We start from the raw sequence: 20875 nt of genomic DNA on the forward strand, positions 1-20875 counted from the left end.
GTTTGCACGAAAGTGCTCAGGGTGGGGGCGGACCGGGACGACGCGGCGGAGGCGGGCACCGTCGTCACGCCCTCGGCCGAGTTCCCGCCGCTCGGCGACGAGGAACGGGCGGCGCTCGGCCGGATCGGCGAGCGCTGGCGTGGCCCGCGCCGCGCCGACGACCTGCCGGTCGACCCGACGCTCGGGCGGCACGACCGGCACCCGGCGCCCACCCGGTTCGGCCGGCTGGCGCCGATCGACATGTTCACCGTGGCGCAGCCGGACGAACTGGTCGCCACCGGTGCGGCCGACCTGCCCGGCGACCGGGCCGGCCGGACCGCCGCCCGGGTCCGCCGGGCGCTGCTCGGGCCGCCGCTGTCCAGCGCGTCGGTGCTGTACGAGCGGATGCGCAAACTCGTCGCGCTGCCGGTGCTCTCCTCCGACCTGCTCAGCTCCGTGGCGTACGGGCCGGAGGCGATGCTCGCCGTGCTGGTGCTGGCCGGGAGCGCCGCGCTCGGACTGGCCCTGCCGCTCGCCGCCGTGCTCGTGGTGCTGATGGTCGCCGTCGGCCTCTCCTACCGCCAGACCATCCCGGCCTATCCGCACGGCGCCGGCTCCTACATCGTCGCGGGGGACAACCTCGGGCGTACGCCGGGACTCGCCGCCGCGGCCGGGCTGATGCTCGACTACGTGCTGACCGTGTCCGTGTCGGTGGCGGCCGGGGTGCACGCGGTCACCTCGGCGCTACCCGGGCTCAGCTCGTGGGCGGTGCCGCTCGGGGTGCTGGTGATCGCGGTGCTGCTCGCCGGCAACCTGCGCGGCGTACGCACCGCGGGGAACATCTTCGTGCTGCCCACGTACGCGTTCGTGGTGGTGCTGCTCGCGGTGCTGGCTGTGGGTTACGCGAAGGCCGCGGCGCGGGGTTTCGCACCGGTGCCGCCGCCGTCGGTGCCCGCCGCCGAGGGCCTGGGCCTACTGCTGGTGCTGCGGGCGTTCTCGTCCGGCGCGGTGTCGATGACCGGCATCGAGGCGGTCTCCAACGCGGTGCCCGCGTTCCGCCCGACCGAGTGGCGCAACGCCCGCACCACGCTCGGCTGGATGGTCGCCATGCTCGTCACGCTGTTCGCCGGCCTGGTCGGGCTGATCCACCTCGACGGCCTGGTGCCCCGGGCGGACGAGACGCTGCTGTCCCAACTCGGCCGGGTGACGTTCCCGAGCGGGCCCGGGTACGCGATCCTCCAGGCCACCACCGCGCTGATCCTGCTGCTCGCCGCGAACACGGCGTTCAACGACTTCCCCCGGCTGCTGTTCTTCATGGCCCGCGACGGGCACGCGCCGCGCCGCTTCCTGCACATGGGTGACCGGCTGGCGTTCAGCAACGGGCTGGTGGCGCTGGCGCTGACCGCAGCGGCGGTGTTCGTCGCGTTCGGCGGGCACACCGAGCGGCTGATCCCGCTGTACGCGGTGGGCGTGTTCCTCGCCTTCACGCTGTCCCAGACCGGGATGGTGGTGCACTGGCGGCGCCACCGGGGGCCGGGATGGCGCCGCCGGCTCGCCGTCAACGCGGCCGGGGCGGCGCTGTCCGGGCTGGTGCTGCTGACCGCAGCGGTCGCCAAGTTCACCGAGGGCGCCTGGGTGGTGGTGCTCGCCGTGCCGCTGCTCGTGCTGCTGTTCCGCCGGATCCACAGGCACTACGCCCGGCTGCACCACGCGCTGGCTCTGCATCCGCCGCCGTCCGCGCCGCCCGCCGAGGGCGACGAACTGCCCCAGCAGGTACGCCACCTGGTGGTCGTGCCGGTGGCCCGGCTGAACCGGGCGTCGCTGCGCGCGCTGGCGTACGCGACGTCACTCGGGCGGCCGACGCTCGCCGTGCACCTCGCTCCCGAGGAGGCCGAGGCGGACCGGTTCCGGGAACAGTGGCGGGCCTGGGGGGACCACCTGCGGCTGGAGACGATCGTGTCGCCGTACCGGTCGGTGATCGGGCCGCTGGCGCACTACCTGGAGGCGTTGCACGCCGCGAGCCCGGACCTGACGCTCACCGTGATCGTGCCGGAGGTGGTGCTGCGCCGGCGGCGGTACCGGCTGCTGCACAGCCGCGCCGAGCAGCGGCTACGGGTCGCGTTGCGCGCGCTGCCCGGCGTGGTGGTCACGAGCGTCCCGGTGCACGTGTCGTGACCTCAGACGTCGTGGACCTCCAGCACCCGGGTGGCGGGGGCCGCGTCGCCCAGCTCGGCGCGCAGCGCGACGCGCTCCGGGTCGACCAGGAACGCGTCGAGCCCGGCGCGGGCGGCGAACCGGATCACGTGCACCTCGGTCTCCCCGTCCCCGGTGCGCAGCCGACGTTCCAACTCGCCGCCGTGCCGGCCGAGCAGCGCCAGCACCGCGTCCTCGTACCGCCGCCCGGCGTCCACGTCGGCGCTCAGGTCGACGAGCGCGACCAGCAGGACCGCTTGCTCCGTGGTCATGTGTTCCTCTCGGTTCCGTCAGGCGTCCAGCCCGAGCGCCTTCGCGCTGGCCGTCCAGAGCCGGGCGGCCAGCGCCGGGTCGGCGGCCTTGGGCCGGGGCCGGTGCGGCTTGCGGTCGGCGTAGTAGCCGCCGTCGATCAGCCGGGCCGGATCCTGGCAGGCGAGCCAGACGAGCGTCTCCGCGCCCTTCTCCGGGCTGCGGAACGGCAGCAGCCGCATGCCGAGCGCCACGATCCGGCTCTCGTTGCCGAAGCGGGTACGCACCACGCCGGGGTGGAACACGTGCGCCGGCACCTCCGGCCAGCGTCGCGCCGCCTCGGCGGTGAACAGGATGTTCGCCTGCTTGCTGGTGCCGTACGCGCGGAACGGCCGGTAGGAGCGCAACGCGGAGTTGAGGTCGTCCGGGTCCAGCACACCGCTGCGGTGCGCGTCCGATCCGGTGACCACCATCCGCCCGATCCGGTCCCGCAGCAGGTTGCTGAGCAGGAACGGGGCGAGGTGGTTGGCCTGCATGCTCAGCTCGAACCCGTCGACCGTGGTGATCGGTTCCAGCACGATCGCGCCGGCGTTGTTGGCGAGCACGTCGATCCGGTCGTACCGCTCGCGTAACCGCTCGGCGAGCCCGCGTACGTCGTCGAGCACCGCGAAGTCGGCGCGGAACAGCTCCGGCTGCTCGCCGCAGCACTCGCGGACCCGTTCGCCCGCGGCGCGCAGCCGGGCCGGGTCGCGGCCGACCAGCACCACCTGGTCACCGCGGCGCGCCAGTTCCTCCGCGGCAGCCAGCCCGATGCCGGAGCTGGCCCCGGTCAGCACCACGATCCGACGCTCAGTGAGATCTTCCACAGGTCCATTCACCCCGGTCACGGCACGAGGTTACCGTGGCGTCACCACGCCCTTTGGGATCGTTAAGTTCTCGAAATCCACCGCTGCGCCGGCACTCGCGCCGGACGCTGGAAGGAGCGCATCCATGACCGCTGTCGGTCGTCCCCGCCGATCCTGCCTGGCGGTACCCGGCTCCAGCGTCAAAATGCTCGGCAAGGCCCAGGGCCTCCCCGCCGACCAGGTCTTCCTGGACCTGGAGGACGCGGTCGCCCCGCTGGCGAAGCCGGACGCGCGCAAGAACATCGTGGCCGCGCTGAACGAGGGCGACTGGGCGGGCAAGACCCGCGTGGTCCGGGTCAACGACCTGACCACGCCGTGGACCTACCGGGACGTCATCGAGGTGGTCGAGGGCGCCGGGGCGAACCTGGACTGCATCATGCTGCCGAAGGTGCAGAACGCCGAGCAGGTGCACTGGCTGGACCTGCTGCTCACCCAGATCGAGAAGACGCTCGGCCTGGAGGTGGGCCGGATCGGCATCGAGGCGCAGATCGAGAACGCGGCCGGGCTGGTGAACGTGGACGCCATCGCCGGCGCCTCGCCCCGGGTCGAGACGATCATCTTCGGCCCGGCCGACTTCATGGCCTCGATCAACATGAAGTCGCTGGTGGTCGGCGCGCTGATCCCGGACTACCCGGGCGACCCGTACCACTACATCCTCATGCGCATCCTGATGGCCGCGCGGATGCACGACAAGCAGGCCATCGACGGCCCGTTCCTGCAGATCCGGGACGTGGACGCGTTCCGCGAGGTGGCGAAGCGGTCGGCGGCGCTGGGCTTCGACGGCAAGTGGGTGCTGCACCCCGGCCAGATCGACGCCGCGAACGAGGTCTACTCCCCGGCGCAGGCCGATTACGACCACGCCGAGCTGATCCTCGACGCGTACGACTACTACACCTCGGAGGCGGGCGGGAAGCTCGGCGCGGTGATGCTCGGCGACGAGATGATCGACGAGGCGTCCCGCAAGATGGCGCTGGTGATCGCCGCCAAGGGACGCGCCGCCGGCATGTCCCGTACCTCCTCGTTCACCCCGCCCTCGGAGTGACCGGCCCGGGCCGCCCCGAGTTCGCGGGGCGGCCCGCCGAGTTCAGTAGGTCGTGCTGTCGTAGCCGGACGAGTCCTGGTTGGCCGCCCAGACAATGAAGATCACGATGGCGGCGGTGGCCAGCACGGCCAGCACGGTGGCGATCCAGCCGACGATGATGCCTGCGGTGGCGAAGCCCTCGCCGCCCTCGCCGCGCTCCCTGATCTGCTTACGGGACACGTGGCCGAGGATCGCGCCCACCACGCCGATGTAGCCGCCGAGGCCGTAACCGCAGAGGCCGAGCGCGCCGACGATCGAAATGACCATCGCGGCGATGGCCAGGCCGTTCTGCTTCGGTCCGGAGGGGTACCCGTATCCGGGATAACCACCCGGGGGCGGGTACGCGCCCGGCTGCGGATAGGCGCCCGGCGGGTAACCGGCCGCCGCGTACGGGTCGGCGGACTTCATGCCGGCGTACGGGTCGGCGGACGCGTACGGGTCCGCCGAGGTGGGCTGGGCCGGGATGGGATTGCCGGCCATCGGATCGGCCGGTGGGCTCGACTGCGGCCCGGCCGCCGAGGGGTCCTGCCAGCCACCGGACGGTGGGGGATAGGTCATCTGATCATCTCCAGGTACGTGGTCGCGCTCAGGGTAGCCACCTTGCGCGCGACACGGACGTCCCCTTTCCGGCCACCGCGTTGCCCGTGGGGTCGGCACGGGGCAGGATCCTCGGCATGGCACTTGACGCGCGTGGGGGTCGGTCGCGACGGGACATGAGCCGGCCGGGGTCGGTGCGGCGCCCGCGCGCCGGCGAGCCGGCCGGCGCCGCCGACTCCGAACGGCCGGCGCCGCTGCCGGAACCGGCCACCATGCGCCTGGACGGCCGGGTCGCGCTGGTGACCGGCGCGGGCAGTCCGGACGGCATCGGGTACGCGACCGCGCGCCGGCTGTCCGACCTGGGCGCCCGGGTGGCGATCGTGTCCACCACGAGGCGCATCCACGAACGCGCGGGCGAGCTGGGCGTCACCGGTTTCGTCGCCGACCTCACCGACGAGTCGGAGGTGGGCGCGCTCGCCGACGCGGTGGCCGAGCAGCTCGGCGACGTCGAGGTGCTGGTGAACAACGCGGGCCTGGCGAGCCGGGCCAGCCCGGAGGTGCTGCGGCCGGTGGCCCAGCTGACGTACGACGAGTGGCGCGGCGAGATCGACCGCAACCTGACCACCGCGTTCCTGTGCAGCCGCGCGTTCATCGGCGGCATGGCCGAGCGGGGCTGGGGCCGGATCGTCAACCTGGCCGCCACCGCCGGGCCGGTCAACGCGCTGCCCACCGAGGCGGCCTACGCGGCGGCCAAGGCCGGTGTGGTCGGGCTGACCCGGGCGCTGGCGATGGAGATGATCGCCGACGGGGTGACGGTGAACGCGGTGGCGCCCGGAATCATCCACACCGCGGCGTCCACCATGGCCGAGATCAAGCAGGGCCTGGGTACGCCGGTCGGGCGTCCCGGCACGCCGGACGAGGTGGCCGCGGCCATCGCGTTCCTCTGCTCGCCGGCCGCGTCGTACATCACCGGGCAGATGCTGGTGGTCGACGGCGGCAACAGTGTCCGGGAGGCGCAGTTCCGCTGACTGTCAGTAGGTGCCGTTGTCGGAGTTGGCCCAGATCGCCAGCCCGATCCAGCCGCAGCAGACCAGCAGGCCGATCGCGGTGAAGATGTAGCTGAGGATCAGTCCCCAGTTGGCGAGCTGGTCGCCGTCCTCGCCGGTCTGCCGGATCTGCCGCTTGGCCAGGTGGCCGCAGACGATGCCGGCGGGCGCGAAGACGAACGCGAAGACGAGCGACAGGATGGCGAGCACGTTCGTGCCACGGGGGCCTGGTCCCGGCCCCTGACCGGGCGGGCCGTACTGGCCGTAGGGCGGCTGCGGTGCGTACGGGGGTTGCTGGCCCCACTGCGGGTGCTGCTGGCCGTACTGCGGCTGCCCGTACGGCTGGCCGTGCGACGGCGGCTCGTACGGCGACGGTGGCTGCTCGTCGGTCACGGGCGCCCCTTTCCCCAGGTCGACGGCCCTTTCTCTTGCGGACGCTACCCGCAGCGGTGAACCTTTTCACAGCGGTTGTGTGGACTGGTCACCTTGGCGCGGCCGGTCGCGGGACCGATACTGACCGAGCGTTCAGTTACCCATGAGTAAGGCGCCGACCCCGGAGGCTGAGATGGCCCGACTCGCCCAGACACCCGGACTGACCGACGTGCAGCGGTCGATCCTGGAAACCGTCCGGGAGTTCGCCGACAAGGAGATCATCCCGCACGCGCAGCGGCTGGAGCACGCCGACGAGTACCCGAGCGACATCCTCGACGGGATGCGCGAGATGGGGCTGTTCGGCCTCACCATCGACGAGGAGTACGGCGGCCTGGGCGAGTCCCTGCTGACCTACGCGCTCGTGGTCGAGGAGCTGTCCCGGGGCTGGATGTCGATCTCCGGCATCGTCAACACCCACTTCATCGTGGCGTACCTGATCTCGCAGCACGGCTCGGCCGACCAGAAGGCCCGGCTGCTGCCCCGGATGGCCACCGGCGAGGTGCGGGGCGCGTTCTCGATGTCGGAGCCCGAGTGCGGCTCGGACGTCTCGGCGATCAAGTCGAAGGCCGTCCGCGACGGCGACAACTACGTCCTCAACGGCCAGAAGATGTGGCTGACCAACGGGGCGTACTCGTCGGTGGTGGCCACCCTGGTCAAGACCGACACCGGGGCCGACTCGGTCTACGGCAACATGAGCACCTTCCTGCTGGAGAAGGAGCCCGGCTTCGGCGAGACCGCGCCCGGCCTCACCATCCCCGGCAAGATCGACAAGATGGGCTACAAGGGCGTCGAGACCACCGAGATGGTGCTCGACGGCGTCACGGTGCCCGCCTCCGCCGTGCTCGGCGGCGAGGAGAAGGTCGGCCGCGGCTTCTACCAGATGATGGACGGCATCGAGGTCGGCCGCGTCAACGTCGCGGCCCGCGCCTGCGGCATCTCGATCCGGGCGTTCGAGCTGGCGGTCGCGTACGCCCAGCAGCGCCACACCTTCGGCCAGCCGCTCGCCAGGCACCAGGCCGTCGCGTTCAAGCTCGCCGAGATGGGTACGAAGATCGAGGCCGCGCACGCGCTCATGGTCAACGCGGCCCGGCTCAAGGACGCCGGCCAGCGCAACGACGTCGAGGCGGGCATGGCGAAGCTGCTCGCGTCCGAGTACTGCGCCGAGGTGGTCCAGGAGGCGTTCCGGATCCACGGCGGCTACGGCTACTCCAAGGAGTACGAGATCGAGCGCCTGATGCGCGAGGCGCCGTTCCTGCTGATCGGCGAGGGCACCTCGGAGATCCAGAAGACGATCATCTCGCGCGGTCTGCTCAAGCAGTACAAGCAGTAGGGGCCCGGCTCACCGCTCGGGCCGGCGCGCTGCCTGCTCGGCGGCGGGCAGGTGCCGCCGCGCGTGCTCGGCCAGCGCCGTCGGGTCGTCGGCGTACAGCCGGATCTCCCGTACCGGCTCGCTCGGCCCCTTCGGCAGCCGTACCGACAGCGGCTCGCGCAGCACCACGTCGACCGCCGTCTGGCTGCCGACGCCGAGGTTGAGCACCGCCGGGTCGTCCGCGTCGTACTGGACGGCCCGGCTGGACGGCAGCGACCGGCGGCGGACCGCCACCCGGGCGACCGCGCTCCACGGGATCGTGACGTCGACCGAGGTGCCGTTGCGCACCCGCAGGCCGGCGTCGTCGACGACGTGCGGATGGATCCGGAGGGCGGCCAGCAGCCCGATCATCCACAGCACACCCCAGACGCCGAGCGCGATCGCCGCGTGCCGCACTGTCGGCTGGTCGACCGTGTGCCGCAGGATCACGTCGAGGATCGGGATCTCGATCGTGGACAGGGCGATGAAGGCCAGCAGGATCGGCTGCACGCCGCCGACGTAGGCGTACGTCCCCGCGCCCGGGGCGACCGGATACGGGCGGCGCAGGATCCACCGGGTGAGGCTGCGCCACATGCCCCACTCGTACGCCACCGCACGCCGCGCCAGCCGGATCGCCCGTCCCATGACCGCACCCCCTCTTCTTCAATACAACTGCAATGTAAAACGCGTGTCGGCGGGGTGTCAATGCAGTCGTATTGTGAAACCATGGGGGCATGCCGAAGCGGGTCGACCACCGGGAGCGTCGCGCGCTGATCGCCGACGCGCTGATGCGGGTCGCGGCCGAACAGGGCCTGGAGGCGGTCAGCCTGCGCCACGTGGCCGCCGCCGCCGAGGTCAGCACCGGGATGGTGCAGCACTACTTCCGCACCCGGGACGAGATGATGGTCTTCGCGCTCGCCGTGGTGCGCGAGCGCAACGAGGCCCGGGTCCGGAAGGCGGTCGAGCCGCTCGGCGCGACTCCGGCGCCCCGGGCGCTGCTGCGGGCCATGCTGGCCGAGCTGCTGCCGCTGGACGAGGACCGGCGGGCGGACGGGCGGGTGGCCCTGGCGTTCCTCGCGTACACCGCCGTCCGGCCGGCCGTGGCCGCCGCGCTGCACGACGAGACGGCCGCGCTGCTGGCCTTCGTGGCCGGGCAGATCGCCACCGGCTCACCGTTCGTCGCGGACGGCCGGGTGGACCCGGAACGGGCCGCGGTCGGGCTGCTCGCGGTGATGGAGGGTCTCGGCATCTACGTGCTCGGCGGTCACTACCCCCCGGAGACCGCGTTGGCCGCGCTCGACGCCCAGCTCGACCTGATCTTCGGGCCCGAACCCCCGCCCGGAGCCGTCAGTCGCGACGGGTCAGGCCGGCGGCGGCCCGCTCGACGATGAGGCACTTGTCCTCGACGTAGTCGAGGCCGGCCTCCTCGGCGATCCGGCGCGCCTCGTCCGAGAAGATCCCGAGCTGCAACCACACCGCCGGGGCGCCGATCGCCACCGCCTGCCGCACCACGTCGACCGCGTCGCGGGCCGGGCGGAACACGTCGACCAGGTCGACCGGGTGCGGGATGTCGGCGAGCGTCGGGTACGCCTTCTCGCCGAACAGCTCGTCCACAGTCGGGTTGACCGGGATGATCCGCCACCCGTGCCGCTGCATCTCCAGCGGTACGCGGTGCGCGGCCTTGCCCGGATCACGGGAGGCGCCCACGACGGCGATCACGGCGGAGTCGGCGAGGATCTGCTGAGCGGAACGCATTCCCCGAGACTAGCCCCGCCGGTGCGGGTTTCCCCCGGTCGCTAGAGCAGGGAGAGCTGTTCGGCGGCCGGTGCGGGCGGCGGGGTCTCGGGCAGCCGTCTGTTGTCGCCGGTCTCGCCGCGGTTCAGCCCGTGTCGGCGTGCCGCCATCCGCACCCGCGCTGTCACCTCCCGCTGGTACGCCTGCGGCGCGTACGAGCCGGCCTGGTAGAGCTGCCGGTAGCGGGGCACCAGGTGGGGGAACTCCCGGGCCAGCCAGCGGGCGTACCACTCCCGGGCACCGGGCCGCAGGTGCAGCGGCAGCGGCGTCACGCTCGCCGCCCCGGAGGCAGCGACTGCCGCGACAGTGGCGTCGATCGACTCCTCGTCGTCGCTGAGACCGGGCAGGATCGGCGCCATCAGCACGCCGACGGAGAAACCGGCGTCGGTGAGGGTGCGGACCGCGTCGAGGCGGCGGCGCGGGCTCGGCGTACCAGGCTCGGCCGCCCGCCAGAGCGCCTCGTCGACGAACCCCACCGAGTACGACAGCCCGACCCGTGTCACCTCGGCCGCCTGGAGCAACAGGGGCAGGTCGCGCAGCAGCAGCGTGCCCTTCGTCAGGATGGAGAACGGGTTCGCGAAGTCCCGCAGCGCCTCGATGATCGGCGGCATCAGGCCGTAGCGGCCCTCGGCCCGCTGGTAACAGTCCACGTTGGTGCCCATGGCGACGTGCGCGCCGCGCCAGCGAGGCGCGGCCAGTTCGCGGCGGACCAGCTCACCGGCGTTGACCTTGACGATCACCTTGCGGTCGAAGTCGGCGCCCGGGTCCAGGTCGAGGTAGGTGTGGGTGTTGCGGGCGAAGCAGTTGTGGCTGACCACGCCGTTGGCGATGAAGTCGCCGGTGCCGGTGGTGATGTCCCACAGCGGAAGCTCCAGGCCGAGGTCCTCGACGGCTGTCACCTGGAGCTGCGCCGCGCACTTGAGCGCCATGCCCTCGATCGAGCGCCGGGCCGTGACGGCCGGGTCGGTGAGGTGGAAGAAGCGCAGCCGCTCCGGCAGCCCGCCGGTCAGCCGGAGCTGCCGCGCCGCACCGGGGGCGCCCGGCACGTCGAGCGCCCACCGGAAGTCGAAACGCTCCAGCGCCGCGGCCGCGCGGTCCCGGCTCTCGTCGTCGGCGACGCTGACCCGGAACACGCCCCGGTGGCAGGTGCCGGCGGCGTCGAACATGCCGGCCAGGTAGCCCAGCGCCCAGTCGCCAGTCGCCTCGTCGGGTGGCGTGAACAGCCCGGTGACGACGTCGGCCGGGCCGGAAGTGCGTACCACAGTGGTCGTCGCCCGGCGGCCCACCCGGACGACGGTGGTCCGCTCGACGGTGACCCCCGCGTCGGCCAGATAGCGTTCGGCCCGGTCGAGCGCCTCTGCCTCGGCGGTGGCCAGCCGGAACCGGGTGTCGCGCCGGTGACCGGCGGGGTGGTCGTCGCGGACCAGAGCGTGCAGGTAGCCCCGGCGGTAGTCGGCCGAGCGCTTCGGCGCCACCACGAACCCGCCGGTGCCGAGCAGGCGGTTACGGGTGGTCAGGTGCGGACGGCGTCCGCCGCCGCGCATGGTCCCGGTGACGTGCTTCCAGCCGCGTTCGGTGAGGAACCGGTGGTCGCCGCTGGCGACGAGCGTGGTGCCGTCGGCGAGGGTGACCCGGTAGGCCCGCTTCACGGTGGACCACTTGTCGAGCACCGTGGTGACGACGTAGTGGCGGTAGGCGCCGCGCCGCCGGGTGCCGTAGATGCGGTCGCCGGGCTCCAGCTCGCTGATCGCCCTGGTGCGGCCGTCGGCCATCAGGATCGGAGTGTCGCCGCCCAGGCAGTAGACGCAGGCGTGCGAGCAGCCCCGGTAGGGGTTGATCGTCCACTCGAACGGCACGCGTGACTGGCCGGGCACCCGGTTGATGATCGACTTGGCGTGGACCTCGTAGAAGGTCATACCGGCGAAGCCCGGGGTGTCGAACGTGCGGGCGACGGCGCCGGGCAGCGCCAGCGGCAGGGGTGGAGCCGCCGGCGCCGCCCGATCGGGAGTCCCCTCGTCCGGGGGAGCGGAGAGGTTGTCCCAGCGCATGGGGTTCATTCGAACACGTGTTCGAACAAAGCGCAAGCGAGCCCGCCGCGGTACGGAAACGCCGCCGGCCGGCGCCCGAAGCAGGGCACCGGCCGGTGGCGTGTGGAACGTCAGTGGTTGTGCTCGGCCAGCTTCTTGCGGACGTCGTCCATGTCCAGCGCCTGGACCTGCTCGATGAGGTTCTCCAGCGCCGACTCCGGCAGCGCGCCCGGCTGGGCGAAGACGATCACGCCGTCACGGATCGCCATGATCGTCGGGATGGAGCTGATGTTGAACTTCGCCGCCAGCTCCTGCTGCGCCTCGGTGTCGACCTTGCCGAAGGCGATGTCCGGGTGCTTCTCCGAGGAGCGCTCGTAGACCGGGGCGAAGCGCTTGCACGGGCCGCACCAGTCCGCCCAGAAGTCGAGCAGGACGATCCCGTCGCGCCCGGTCACCTCGTCAAAGTTGGCCGTGGTCAGCTCAACCGTTGCCATTTGCTCTCTCCGATCACCGCGGATTGTCGTACGTCCGGTGGAACCAGGGTCAGTCCGTCCGAATTCCCGCCGCGGGGGTGACGAAACGCTGAGCGCCGGGACGGTGACCCTGAGCACATCGAACACCATCTGTTCGCTCCGTTCGTGCGGAACGCAAATGCACGCCGCACTTGCGTGACGGGACGTGATGGGAGCGTTTCCAAGGAGATCACTCTCAGTTTCCGCTACGTCTCGGTAACTTCGGGCTTGACGAGCATCTATCCGGCCTGCGGAGATCGCTTATCGACCTCGTGTCGGTTACTTTGAGTAGTGTTACGAAAGGGTAAATGTGACCTCCGTCTCTGTCGGCGACGGGTGGTCGTACGGCAGAATTCTTCGCATCAGAGCGTGGGCGGCGGGTGCCGGGGAGGGCCCCGCCGCTCATTGCGTCCGGACCTCGGTGGCCCCCGGTGTGACATTTCCGCCGGGCGAGCGCCCCGCCCCTCGCCTTAACAAGCGATAAGGCATGCTGTGCCGAACTCCATCGCCGCCCGTGAAGGGGACAAGGATGCAGTTCGGCCGCTACTACGAGGAGTTCGAGGTCGGCGCGGTCTACCGGCACTGGCCGGGCAAGACGGTCACCGAGTACGACGACCACCTCTTCTGCCTGCTCACCATGAACCACCACCCGCTGCACATGGACGCGCACTACGCCGAGTCCGCCTCGCAGTTCAAGCGCAACGTGGTGGTCGGCAACTACATCTACTCGCTGCTGCTGGGCATGTCCGTGCCGGACGTCAGCGGCAAGGCGATCGCCAACCTGGAGATCGAGTCGCTGCGGCACGTCGCACCCACGTTCCACGGCGACACCATCTACGGCGAGACGACGGTGCTGGACAAGCGGGAGTCGGCCTCGAAGCCCGACCGCGGCGTGGTCGCGGTCGAGACCCGCGGCTACAACCAGGACGGCACGCTCGTCTGTGTGTTCCGCCGCAAGGTCATGGTCCCCAAGAAGGAGTACGCGGCCGCCGCCGTCCCGGACGGCGTCGACCCGGAGCGTCCCAGCTTCCCCGAGCCGCGCTGACCTCGCGTCCGTCCGGCTACCGGGCCTCGTTCTCCGTTCGGCGGGGACGGGGCCCGGACCTCGTCCGGGGGCATATGCTCGGGCTGGAGGTTCCCATGAGCCACTCCGTAGCCGGAGAGCCGCCTTCCGCCGGTCGCCGTGCCGCACCGCTCACCACCGCCGCCTACTCGGCGGCGGAGTGGGACCTGCTGACCGACCTGCCGGGCCGCGTCCTCGTCGCCGCCGCCTCACCCGGACCCGGGCGCCCGCCGCGCGGCGTCGCCGCCGGTCTGGCCGGCCTGGACGCGGTGGCCGCCGGCCGGGCCTTCGACAGCGATCTCGTCCGCGCCGTGGTGGCCGCCATCTACGCCCGCCACGACGGGACCACCGAGCGGGACGAGCGCCTCACCGACCTGGTCGACCTGCTGGCCGCCGCCCGGGCCGCGGTACGGGTGCTGCGCCGCCGTGCCGACCCGGCCGACTCGGCGGCGTACCGGCAGTGGGTGGAGTCGGTCGCCGCCCGGGTGTGCCGGGCCGGGCAGACCGCGTCGAGCCCCGCCGACACACGCTTCCTCGACCGGCTGGGCGGCGCGCTCGACCTGCGCTGACCGGGGACGCCGCCGGGCCGTACCCTCGGCAACCGTGACCGACGACCAGCTCGACGTGGGTGTGGGGCCGTGGCCCGGTGACCCGCCGGAGGACCCGCGCTACGACCCGGAGCTGCTCACCGCCGGGGACCGGCGCAACGTGGTGGACCGCTACCGCTACTGGCGGCGCGAGGCGGTGGTGGCCGACCTGGACCGGCGCCGGCACGACTTCCACGTGGCGATCGAGAACTGGCAGCACGACTTCAACATCGGCACCGTGGTCCGCAACGCCAACGCCTTCCTCGCCGCCGAGGTGCACATCGTCGGGCGGCGGCGGTGGAACCGGCGGGGCGCCATGGTGACCGACCGCTATCAGCACGTCCGGCACCACCCGACGATCGAGGAGTTCGTCGCGTGGGCGCGCGACGAGCGGTTGCCGGTGGTCGGGATCGACAACCTGCCCGGCTCCCGGCCGATGGAGACCGCGGTGCTGCCGCGCCGCTGCGTGCTCCTGTTCGGCCAGGAAGGGCCCGGTCTGTCGGCGGTGGCCCGGTCGGCGTGCGACGCGCTGTTCTCGATCGCCCAGTACGGCTCGACCCGGTCCATCAACGCGGGCGTGGCCAGCGGCATCGCCATGCACGCCTGGATCCGGTCGTACGCCGGGCCGCCGCCGGACTGAACGCCGCGTGGGTCCACCGCCGGACGGAAATCCCACGTTCGTCGGCCCGCCCCGCTTGACGCCTCGCGGGTCCGGGGTGACGGTGAGGGTGTGACTGTCGCGGTGAGTTGTCCGAAGTGCGCGGGCCCGGTGCGCGAGCCGGATCTGATGCACGCCGAGCACCGGTGCGTGCGCTGCGGCCCGGTCGCGCCGCTGCACGTGCCGGAGCACATCAGTGCCGAGATCATGGCCAGCGTGGTGGAGCGGATGGCCGCCGACCCCGACCCGGCAGGCCGGCTCCGGATGCCGCTGTGGTGCCCGTGGCCGCTCCCGCCGGGCTGGACGCTCACCGGCGTGGCGTGGGCGGGCGACGACCGCGCGGGCGTACGGGCCACGCTCGTCGCCTGCGCCGGTCCGGCCCCCCTGGACGGTGGGCCGGCCGACCTGATCTTCGTCGCCGAGGAACCCGGCGTCGGTCTCGGTTCCCGCTTCGCGGGACTGCCCGGACCCGACCCCGGCCCACAGGTGGAGGAGGCGCTCACCGATCCCGGCCCTGGTCATCCCGAGCGCCTGCCGCACGCGAAGATCCGGGTGGGCGGCCATCCGACTCCACTGTGGCTCGTCCGCTCCGAAACGGATCGAAGCGCGTACGCCGGCGAGGCTCGGGGAATGTGGCTCCATGCGATAGCCTGGCCGGCGAGTGCGGGTCACCTCCTCGCGGAAGAAGTCGTGCTGCACGACCTCACCGAGTGGACACCGCCCGAACTCGTGTACGGCGCACCATCTCCGTACCTGCACGGGCGGGCCTGACCGGCTCGCCACGGCTAGTCGGAGAGCGGACGCAGATATTCACGGTAAGACACCATGCTGATACTCTGGGTGCCGCTGCGGTAAACGGACCCGGCGCCGCGCGAGAGGATGGCCCGCTATGGTCAAGAAGGTCCTCACCTGGGCCGGCATCGCATTCTTGATCTTCTTTGTTGCGTACCGGCCCAACTCCGCCGCCGACGTCTTCAAGTCTCTCGGCGGCGGCATCATGGACATCGCGCAGGGCTTCGGCGACTTCTTCACCAACCTCGTCGCCTAGCCGCCCATGGGAAGCCCCTCCGGTCCACCCTTCGACCCGGACGACCCCGACCGGGCACGCCGGGAGCGCGACACCGAGCCGATCCCCCGGATCGACCCGGACGACCCGGCCGGTTACGGCCCCGGCCCGTACGCGGACGCGGACGACGCCGGTTACGGCAGCGCCTACACCGGTGAGGGGCGGTCCGGCCGGGCCTGGACGCGTGACCCGGACGGCTTCCCGGACCAGCCGATCTCCGAGGACGAGCTGGCCGGGCTGCGGTCCGACGCCTCCGGCATGGCACCCCGCCGGGTGCTGCCGCTGGAGGACGAGCCCAGCTCGCTCGTGGCGCGTTACCTCTTCCCCACCGAGCGCTACCGGGGCGAGTGGAAGCGGCACTGGATCCACCTCACCACCCCGATCATCGTCGGCGTGGCGGCCACGTTCGTGCTCGGCTACCTCTCCGGCTTCCTCGCCGGGCGGGACGTCGGCGCGTTGACCACCGTCGCCGTGCTGCTCTGGTTCGCCGTGATGGGCTGGGTGGCCTGGAAGGTCGCCGACTGGTGGTACGACCGGTTCATCCTGACCAACAAGCGGGTGATGGTGGTCAACGGGATCATCACCCGGCAGGTCGCGATGATGCCGCTCACCCGGGTCACCGACATGAAGTACGAGCAGAGCCCGACCGGCCGCGCCCTCAACTACGGCACGTTCGTGCTGGAGTCCGCCGGTCAGGAACAGGCACTCCGAGTGATCAAGAACCTGCCCAACCCGAACGAGCTCTACCTGCGCGTGGTCGAGGAGATGTACGAGCCGCAGGCGGTCGAGGCGCGGCTGGGCAAGGAAGCCGACGAGGCCAAGGCCGACGACGGAGCCTGAAACTTTTCGTCCGAACATCGGATGAACTGCACACCTTCCGCCATCGACCCGACCGGGCAGGCCGTGGCATTCTGCCAGGCAGGACGGGGGGAGATGAGTGTGGTGGTGAGCAGAGATCCGCTGGAGGAGGAGTTCCGCGAGTTCGTCGCGGCCCGGTCCGGCGCACTGCTGCGCACCGCGTACCTGCTCGCCGGTGACTGGGCCACCGCCGAGGATCTGCTCCAGACCGCGCTGACCAAGACCTACCTCGCCTGGAAGCGGCTCGGCGGGATCGACGCCATCGAGCCGTACGCCCGCCGGGTCATGGTCAACACGTCCACCAGCTGGTGGCGGCGCCGCTGGCACGGCGAGCGCCCCACCGAGGTGCTGCCGGAGCGCGCCGGCGTCGACGAGATCGAGCAGCAACTCGACCGGGACGCGCTCTGGCGGCACCTCCAGGCGCTGCCGGCCCGGCAGCGCGCCGTGCTGGTGCTGCGCTTCTACGAGGACATGTCCGAGGCGCAGACAGCCGCGCTGCTGGAGATCTCCCCGGGCACGGTCAAGAGCCAGACCTCCCGTGCGCTGAACACGTTGCGCCGCCGGCTCGGCTCCGAGGCGGCCCTGAGCCTGCCCACGCCGGCCGACGCGCCCGCCGCGACCCCGCCTGCCTCGCCCGCCGCAGCCGGCCGGTCCGTCCCGCCGGCCCGGGGCGCCGAGCCGACCCGTGCCCCAGCGCGACGGCCCGCCGCCCGGGTGCCCCGACCGGCCCCACCCGCGACTCCGGTCCGCCCCGCCGTCCCGATCCCGGCGGAGAGCCGATGAGCGGCACCCGGCACCACTGTGACAACCGGACGGGCAGCCCGGAGCGTCCATTCCCCGTGAGCGACGACGAGCTGGAGCGGGCGCTGCGGGAGACCCTGTCCCGCCGCGTCGAGACGTCCCGCCCGCTGCCCGCCGACCCGGCCGGGGAGATCCTGCGCCGGGCGCGGCGCACGGGCCGGCGGCGTACGCTCACCGGCCTGGCCCTGGCCGGGGTCGCCACCGTTGTCGTCACCACCGGAGTGGTCCAGTTCAGCGCACCGGGCGGCGACGGCGGCACGCCCACAGTGGTGCTCGGCGACCCGCCCGTCCTCTTCCCGTCCCCGGCGCCCTCCGGGCCGTCCTCGGTCACCCGCTTCGGGCCGGTCCGCGCCGAACTCGACCTGCTCGTCGGTGACCGGCTGGACACCAGCGGCGGCGAACGGCGGCAGCTGACCGGTGTGAGCGGCGTCGAACGGGCGCAGCGGATCCACGAGCAGGAGGGCTGGCTGCTCACCTCGGCGGCCACCGTCGCCGGCCGTACCCTCTGGTGGGTGCCGGTCGGTGGCGCCGCGCCGCAGGTCATGCTCGCCGCCGCGGACGCGGTGGCGATCTCCCCGGACGGCCGCCAGGTCGCCTGGCGGGACGGCACGGACGTGATCGCCGCCGGTGTGGTCGCCGGCCAGCTCATCGCGCCGGTCCGGATCGCCGCGCCGGAGGGCGCCGTGCCGGTCGGCTTCACCGGCGACGCGGTGCTGATCCGGCAGCCCGGCGACGGCGGGATGAGCGTCTGGAACCGCGCGCTGGGCGGGCAGCCGGGCCCGGTGAACCCGGCCGTCCGCACCGTCTACGGCACCCGGCCCGACGGCCGGGTGGTCGGCCTGGTCGCCGCCGGCCGGGATCAGCAGCTCTGCCTGGCCCTGCTCGACCCGGCCCGGGACCTCGCCCCGGTGCGTACCGGATGTGGCCTGAAGCTGGCCACCGACGGACTCGGCGCCGTCTCCTTCGACGGCCGGTGGCTGCTCGCGAACGGCACGTCGCGCACCGCCCTCCTGGTCGACCTGCGCGACCCGGCCAGCCCGGTCACCCACCCGGCCGGCCCGGTGCTGGCCGGCGGCGTGGCCTGGACCCGGGGCGGCGTGGCGCTGCACGTGGACGCGACCGGCGGGCTGGTCCGGGTCAAGCCCGAGCGGGTGCTGGCCGGTGACCGGCCCACGGCCTCGAAGGTCGAAGGGCTGGCGCCGGAGGACCGCCCGGTGGTGGTGGCCGACGTCCCCACGGTGCCGGACGGGGCGTAGCGTCGGGCGGGTGAGCGTCCCCGCCCGCATCGACCTGCATACCCACTCCACCGCCAGCGACGGCACCCTGACGCCCGCCGAACTGGTCCGGGCCGCCGCCGAGGCCGGGCTCGACGTGGTGGCACTCACCGACCACGACACCACCGCCGGCTGGGCGCCCGCCGTCGCCGTCCTGCCGCCCGGACTCACCCTGATCCGCGGCGCGGAGATCTCCTGCCGGTGGTTCGGCGCCGAACCGGCGATCCCGCTGCACCTGCTCGCGTACCTGTTCGACCCGGCCGAGCCGCACCTGGCCGCGGAACTGGCCCGGGTCCGCCGGGCCCGCGAGGAACGCGGCGAGCGCATCGTCCGGCTGCTCCAGGCGGACGGCATCCCGGTGAGCTGGACGGAGATCCTGGCCGGCGCGGGCGGCGGCACCGTCGGCCGCCCGCACATCGCGCAGGCGCTGATCCGGGCCGGTCTGGTCACCACCACCACCGAGGCGTTCGGGCCGGACTGGCTCGGCGAGCGGTACCGGCTGCCGAAGGACGACATCGAGGTGTTCCAGGCGGTGGCGCTGGTGCGGGCGGCCGGTGGCGTGCCCGTCTTCGCCCACCCGAGGGCCAGCAGGCGCGGCCGGATCGTGCCGGACGAGCTGATCGCGGACCTGGCGGCGGCCGGCCTGGCCGGGCTGGAGGCCGACCACGAGGACCACGACCCGGCCGAGCGGGCGCACGTCCGCGGGCTCGCCGCCGACCTGGGACTGCTGGTCACCGGCTCGTCCGACTTTCACGGCACGCACAAGACGGTTCGGCTCGGCGCGCACACCACCGACCCCGAGGCGTACGAGCGGATCGTCGCGCAGGCCCGCGGGGTGACCCCTGTCGCTTCGAGCTGAAGCGATCCGACGGCACGGCTACCGTGTCCGCGTGGATCTCAAGCTCTTCGGCGAGGTCTTCGTGACCCTGCTGGTGATCGTCGACCCGCCCGGAATGATGCCCATCTTCCTCGCGCTGACCGGGCCGTTGCCCGCGCGTGACCGGAACCGGGCCGCCTGGCAGGCCGTGGCGCTGGCGCTCGGGGTCATCGTGATCTTCGCGGTGGCGGGGCAGACGATCCTGGCGTACCTGCACGTCGACCTGCCCGCCCTCCAGGCGGCGGGCGGCCTGCTGCTGATCCTGGTCGCGCTGGAGTTGCTGACCGGCAAGGCGGACGACCCGAGCAACCAGGTCACCTCCAACATCGCGCTGGTGCCGCTCGGCACCCCGCTGCTGGCCGGGCCGGGCGCCATCGTGGCGACCATGCTGTTCGTGCAGCAGGCCGGCGGCGCCGTCGACTACCTCGCCATCGGGCTCGCCATCGTCGCGGTGATGGTCACCGTCTGGGTGGTGCTGCGTTTCTCCGGCGGGATCGTCAAGGTGCTGCGCCCCGGCGGCATCGAGGTGCTGACCCGGATCGCCGGTCTGCTGCTGGCCGCCATCGCGGTGCAGCTCATCGCCGACGCGATCGCCGCGTTCGTGACCCAGTACCTCAACAACGCCTGAGCGGGTCCGTCCGCTGTCGTATGCGGATGGCAGGATTCTCCGCGTGCGACGACAGTCAGCAGCCAGCGGCTCCAAGGCTCCCCGACCCCGCGCCGAGCAGTCCGAGCAGCTCGGCTTCGAGGGCATGCCGGAACGCCTGTTCGTCTGCACACCGAGCAAACTCGGCGCGTACGCGGACTGTCCCCGCCGCTACCGCTACGCCTACGTGGACCGGCCCGCGCCGCCCAAGGGCCCGCCGTGGGCGCACAACTCGCTCGGCGCGAGCGTCCACACCGCGCTGAAGAACTGGTACGCGCTGGCCCCCGACCGCCGCCGCCCCGAGGTGCTCGGCACGCTGCTCAAGGGCACCTGGGTCCGCGAGGGCTACCGCGACGACGAGCAGGAGCGCGACGCCTTCCGGCGGGCGCTGACCTGGCTGGAGAGCTACGTGGCGGGCCTCGACCCGGCCGACGAGCCGGTCGGCGTGGAACGGGTGGTCGCAGTCAAGACCGCGGTGCTCGCGTTCAACGGCCGCACCGACCGGATCGACTCGCGTCCCGGCCCGGACGGGCGGCCCGAGCTGGTCATCGTCGACTACAAGACCGGCCGCACCGGGCTCGACGCCGACGACGCGCGCGGCTCGCAGGCGCTCGCGCTCTACGCGTACGCGGCCGAGCGGGTGTTCCGCAAGCCGTGCCGCCGGGTCGAGCTGCACCACCTGCCGACCGGCACCGTCGCCGCGCACGAGCACACGCCGGAGTCCCTGAACCGGCAGCTCACCCGCGCCGAGGACACCGCCCGCGACATCATGGCCGCCGAGCGCGCGGTGGCCGACGGCGCCGACCCCGACGCGGCGTTCCCTACTGAGCCGGGCCCGCGGTGCGGCTGGTGCGACTACCGGCGTACGTGCCCGACCGGCGCGCAGACCCCGGGCAAGGAGCCTTGGTCCGCAGTCGAGCGTTTCGCCGACCCGGAGTGAGT

24 protein-coding genes are annotated in these 20875 nt (G+C 72.6%); 16 read left to right on the forward strand and 8 right to left on the reverse strand.

The features are described 5' to 3' along the window. Positions 1-21: 21 nt before the first annotated feature. Entirely contained in the window at positions 22-2154 is a 2133-nt protein-coding gene (locus ML5_RS04635) for an APC family permease (RefSeq protein WP_236619361.1), read from the forward strand. Between the two features lie 2 nt (positions 2155-2156). On the opposite strand, the gene ML5_RS04640 is transcribed toward ML5_RS04635, so the two are convergent. Together ML5_RS04640 and ML5_RS04645 are read right to left on the reverse strand one after the other, a co-directional pair. Next, positions 2157-2444, reverse strand: a complete 288-nt coding sequence (locus tag ML5_RS04640) for a hypothetical protein (protein WP_013283879.1) — start codon at positions 2442-2444, stop codon at positions 2157-2159. A gap of 18 nt (positions 2445-2462) precedes the next feature. Then, the gene (locus ML5_RS04645; RefSeq protein ID WP_162881502.1) at positions 2463-3287 is read right to left on the reverse strand and encodes an SDR family NAD(P)-dependent oxidoreductase; all 825 of its coding nucleotides are present in this window, start codon (positions 3285-3287) and stop codon (positions 2463-2465) included. A 124-nt stretch (positions 3288-3411) separates the two neighbouring features. Here ML5_RS04645 and ML5_RS04650 point away from each other — a divergent pair, with 124 nt between their 5' ends. Then, the gene (locus ML5_RS04650; RefSeq protein ID WP_013283881.1) at positions 3412-4368 is read left to right on the forward strand and encodes a CoA ester lyase; all 957 of its coding nucleotides are present in this window, start codon (positions 3412-3414) and stop codon (positions 4366-4368) included. Positions 4369-4410: 42 nt separating this feature from the next. On the opposite strand, the gene ML5_RS04655 is transcribed toward ML5_RS04650, so the two are convergent. After that, the gene (locus tag ML5_RS04655) at positions 4411-4965 is read right to left on the reverse strand and encodes a DUF4190 domain-containing protein (protein WP_013283882.1); all 555 of its coding nucleotides are present in this window, start codon (positions 4963-4965) and stop codon (positions 4411-4413) included. A gap of 116 nt (positions 4966-5081) precedes the next feature. On the opposite strand from ML5_RS04655, the gene ML5_RS04660 reads away from it, so the two are divergent. Continuing rightward, a complete protein-coding gene (locus tag ML5_RS04660) occupies positions 5082-5972 on the forward strand; it encodes an SDR family NAD(P)-dependent oxidoreductase (RefSeq protein ID WP_013283883.1) in 891 nt (296 codons plus the stop codon). A gap of 3 nt (positions 5973-5975) precedes the next feature. Here the strand turns inward: ML5_RS04660 and ML5_RS04665 are convergent, their stop codons facing one another. Then, entirely contained in the window at positions 5976-6383 is a 408-nt protein-coding gene (locus tag ML5_RS04665; protein WP_013283884.1) for a DUF4190 domain-containing protein, read from the reverse strand. Positions 6384-6555: 172 nt separating this feature from the next. Here ML5_RS04665 and ML5_RS04670 point away from each other — a divergent pair, with 172 nt between their 5' ends. Next, the gene (locus ML5_RS04670; RefSeq protein WP_013283885.1) at positions 6556-7752 is read left to right on the forward strand and encodes an acyl-CoA dehydrogenase family protein; all 1197 of its coding nucleotides are present in this window, start codon (positions 6556-6558) and stop codon (positions 7750-7752) included. Between the two features lie 9 nt (positions 7753-7761). Here the strand turns inward: ML5_RS04670 and ML5_RS04675 are convergent, their stop codons facing one another. Continuing rightward, positions 7762-8415 (reverse strand): PH domain-containing protein, encoded by a 654-nt coding sequence (locus ML5_RS04675; RefSeq protein WP_013283886.1) that lies wholly within the window; start codon positions 8413-8415, stop codon positions 7762-7764. A gap of 89 nt (positions 8416-8504) precedes the next feature. On the opposite strand from ML5_RS04675, the gene ML5_RS04680 reads away from it, so the two are divergent. After that, positions 8505-9161, forward strand: a complete 657-nt coding sequence (locus ML5_RS04680) for a TetR/AcrR family transcriptional regulator (RefSeq protein WP_013473901.1) — start codon at positions 8505-8507, stop codon at positions 9159-9161. Here the strand turns inward: ML5_RS04680 and ML5_RS04685 are convergent. The 3 genes from ML5_RS04685 to trxA all read right to left on the reverse strand — a co-directional run bounded on the left by ML5_RS04685 (position 9118) and on the right by trxA (position 12085). Continuing rightward, the gene (locus tag ML5_RS04685; protein ID WP_013473902.1) at positions 9118-9525 is read right to left on the reverse strand and encodes a CoA-binding protein; all 408 of its coding nucleotides are present in this window, start codon (positions 9523-9525) and stop codon (positions 9118-9120) included. The two genes, ML5_RS04680 and ML5_RS04685, sit on opposite strands and share 44 nt — an antisense overlap. Positions 9526-9566: 41 nt before the next feature. Then, positions 9567-11621: an intein-containing Rv2578c family radical SAM protein gene (locus ML5_RS04690; RefSeq protein WP_369752103.1), complete on the reverse strand. Its 2055-nt coding sequence runs from the start codon at positions 11619-11621 to the stop codon at positions 9567-9569. A gap of 101 nt (positions 11622-11722) precedes the next feature. Continuing rightward, entirely contained in the window at positions 11723-12085 is a 363-nt protein-coding gene (gene trxA / locus ML5_RS04695; protein ID WP_013283893.1) for a thioredoxin, read from the reverse strand. A gap of 547 nt (positions 12086-12632) precedes the next feature. On the opposite strand from trxA, the gene ML5_RS04700 reads away from it, so the two are divergent. The 11 genes from ML5_RS04700 (at position 12633) to ML5_RS04745 (ending at position 20873) form a co-directional block, all read left to right on the forward strand. Next, on the forward strand, positions 12633-13148 hold the full coding sequence (locus tag ML5_RS04700; RefSeq protein ID WP_013283894.1) for a MaoC family dehydratase: 516 nt from the start codon (positions 12633-12635) through the stop codon (positions 13146-13148). A 95-nt stretch (positions 13149-13243) separates the two neighbouring features. Continuing rightward, on the forward strand, positions 13244-13735 hold the full coding sequence (locus ML5_RS04705; protein ID WP_013473904.1) for a hypothetical protein: 492 nt from the start codon (positions 13244-13246) through the stop codon (positions 13733-13735). Between the two features lie 34 nt (positions 13736-13769). Beyond that, positions 13770-14393 (forward strand): RNA methyltransferase, encoded by a 624-nt coding sequence (locus ML5_RS04710; RefSeq protein ID WP_013473905.1) that lies wholly within the window; start codon positions 13770-13772, stop codon positions 14391-14393. A 102-nt stretch (positions 14394-14495) separates the two neighbouring features. Continuing rightward, a complete protein-coding gene (locus ML5_RS04715) occupies positions 14496-15182 on the forward strand; it encodes a DUF6758 family protein (protein ID WP_327652719.1) in 687 nt (228 codons plus the stop codon). Between the two features lie 118 nt (positions 15183-15300). Further along, a complete protein-coding gene (locus ML5_RS32285) occupies positions 15301-15459 on the forward strand; it encodes a hypothetical protein (RefSeq protein ID WP_013283898.1) in 159 nt (52 codons plus the stop codon). A gap of 6 nt (positions 15460-15465) precedes the next feature. Beyond that, complete coding sequence (locus ML5_RS04720) at positions 15466-16317, forward strand: PH domain-containing protein (RefSeq protein ID WP_013473907.1); 852 nt, start codon at positions 15466-15468, stop codon at positions 16315-16317. A gap of 105 nt (positions 16318-16422) precedes the next feature. Next, entirely contained in the window at positions 16423-17118 is a 696-nt protein-coding gene (locus ML5_RS04725) for a SigE family RNA polymerase sigma factor (protein ID WP_236619362.1), read from the forward strand. A 56-nt stretch (positions 17119-17174) separates the two neighbouring features. After that, positions 17175-18392 carry a hypothetical protein gene (locus ML5_RS04730; RefSeq protein WP_236619363.1) on the forward strand — a complete coding sequence of 406 codons (1218 nt, stop codon included), beginning with the start codon at positions 17175-17177 and terminating at the stop codon, positions 18390-18392. Between the two features lie 10 nt (positions 18393-18402). Continuing rightward, a complete protein-coding gene (locus tag ML5_RS04735) occupies positions 18403-19269 on the forward strand; it encodes a PHP domain-containing protein (protein WP_013473910.1) in 867 nt (288 codons plus the stop codon). A 31-nt stretch (positions 19270-19300) separates the two neighbouring features. Further along, positions 19301-19915, forward strand: a complete 615-nt coding sequence (locus ML5_RS04740) for a MarC family protein (RefSeq protein ID WP_013283903.1) — start codon at positions 19301-19303, stop codon at positions 19913-19915. A gap of 124 nt (positions 19916-20039) precedes the next feature. Beyond that, on the forward strand, positions 20040-20873 hold the full coding sequence (locus ML5_RS04745; RefSeq protein ID WP_236619426.1) for a PD-(D/E)XK nuclease family protein: 834 nt from the start codon (positions 20040-20042) through the stop codon (positions 20871-20873). Positions 20874-20875: the final 2 nt, after the last annotated feature.

Origin of the sequence: Micromonospora sp. L5 (assembly GCF_000177655.2) — a bacterium.
Taxonomy (GTDB): domain Bacteria; phylum Actinomycetota; class Actinomycetes; order Mycobacteriales; family Micromonosporaceae; genus Micromonospora; species Micromonospora aurantiaca.

What these genes read in the sequence shown, in the direction of transcription:
- ML5_RS04640 (WP_013283879.1), bottom strand. Translation starts at nt 2,444, where the DNA reads ATGACCACGGAGCAAGCGGTCCTGCTGGTCGCGCTCGTCGACCTGAGC.
- ML5_RS04690 (WP_369752103.1), bottom strand. Translation starts at nt 11,621, where the DNA reads ATGAACCCCATGCGCTGGGACAACCTCTCCGCTCCCCCGGACGAGGGG.
- ML5_RS04685 (WP_013473902.1), bottom strand. Translation starts at nt 9,525, where the DNA reads ATGCGTTCCGCTCAGCAGATCCTCGCCGACTCCGCCGTGATCGCCGTC.
- ML5_RS04670 (WP_013283885.1), top strand. Translation starts at nt 6,556, where the DNA reads ATGGCCCGACTCGCCCAGACACCCGGACTGACCGACGTGCAGCGGTCG.
- ML5_RS32285 (WP_013283898.1), top strand. Translation starts at nt 15,301, where the DNA reads ATGGTCAAGAAGGTCCTCACCTGGGCCGGCATCGCATTCTTGATCTTC.
- ML5_RS04700 (WP_013283894.1), top strand. Translation starts at nt 12,633, where the DNA reads ATGCAGTTCGGCCGCTACTACGAGGAGTTCGAGGTCGGCGCGGTCTAC.
- ML5_RS04655 (WP_013283882.1), bottom strand. Translation starts at nt 4,965, where the DNA reads ATGACCTATCCCCCACCGTCCGGTGGCTGGCAGGACCCCTCGGCGGCC.
- ML5_RS04705 (WP_013473904.1), top strand. Translation starts at nt 13,244, where the DNA reads ATGAGCCACTCCGTAGCCGGAGAGCCGCCTTCCGCCGGTCGCCGTGCC.
- ML5_RS04650 (WP_013283881.1), top strand. Translation starts at nt 3,412, where the DNA reads ATGACCGCTGTCGGTCGTCCCCGCCGATCCTGCCTGGCGGTACCCGGC.
- trxA (WP_013283893.1), bottom strand. Translation starts at nt 12,085, where the DNA reads ATGGCAACGGTTGAGCTGACCACGGCCAACTTTGACGAGGTGACCGGG.
- ML5_RS04745 (WP_236619426.1), top strand. Translation starts at nt 20,040, where the DNA reads ATGCCGGAACGCCTGTTCGTCTGCACACCGAGCAAACTCGGCGCGTAC.
- ML5_RS04680 (WP_013473901.1), top strand. Translation starts at nt 8,505, where the DNA reads ATGCCGAAGCGGGTCGACCACCGGGAGCGTCGCGCGCTGATCGCCGAC.
- ML5_RS04660 (WP_013283883.1), top strand. Translation starts at nt 5,082, where the DNA reads ATGGCACTTGACGCGCGTGGGGGTCGGTCGCGACGGGACATGAGCCGG.
- ML5_RS04675 (WP_013283886.1), bottom strand. Translation starts at nt 8,415, where the DNA reads ATGGGACGGGCGATCCGGCTGGCGCGGCGTGCGGTGGCGTACGAGTGG.
- ML5_RS04720 (WP_013473907.1), top strand. Translation starts at nt 15,466, where the DNA reads ATGGGAAGCCCCTCCGGTCCACCCTTCGACCCGGACGACCCCGACCGG.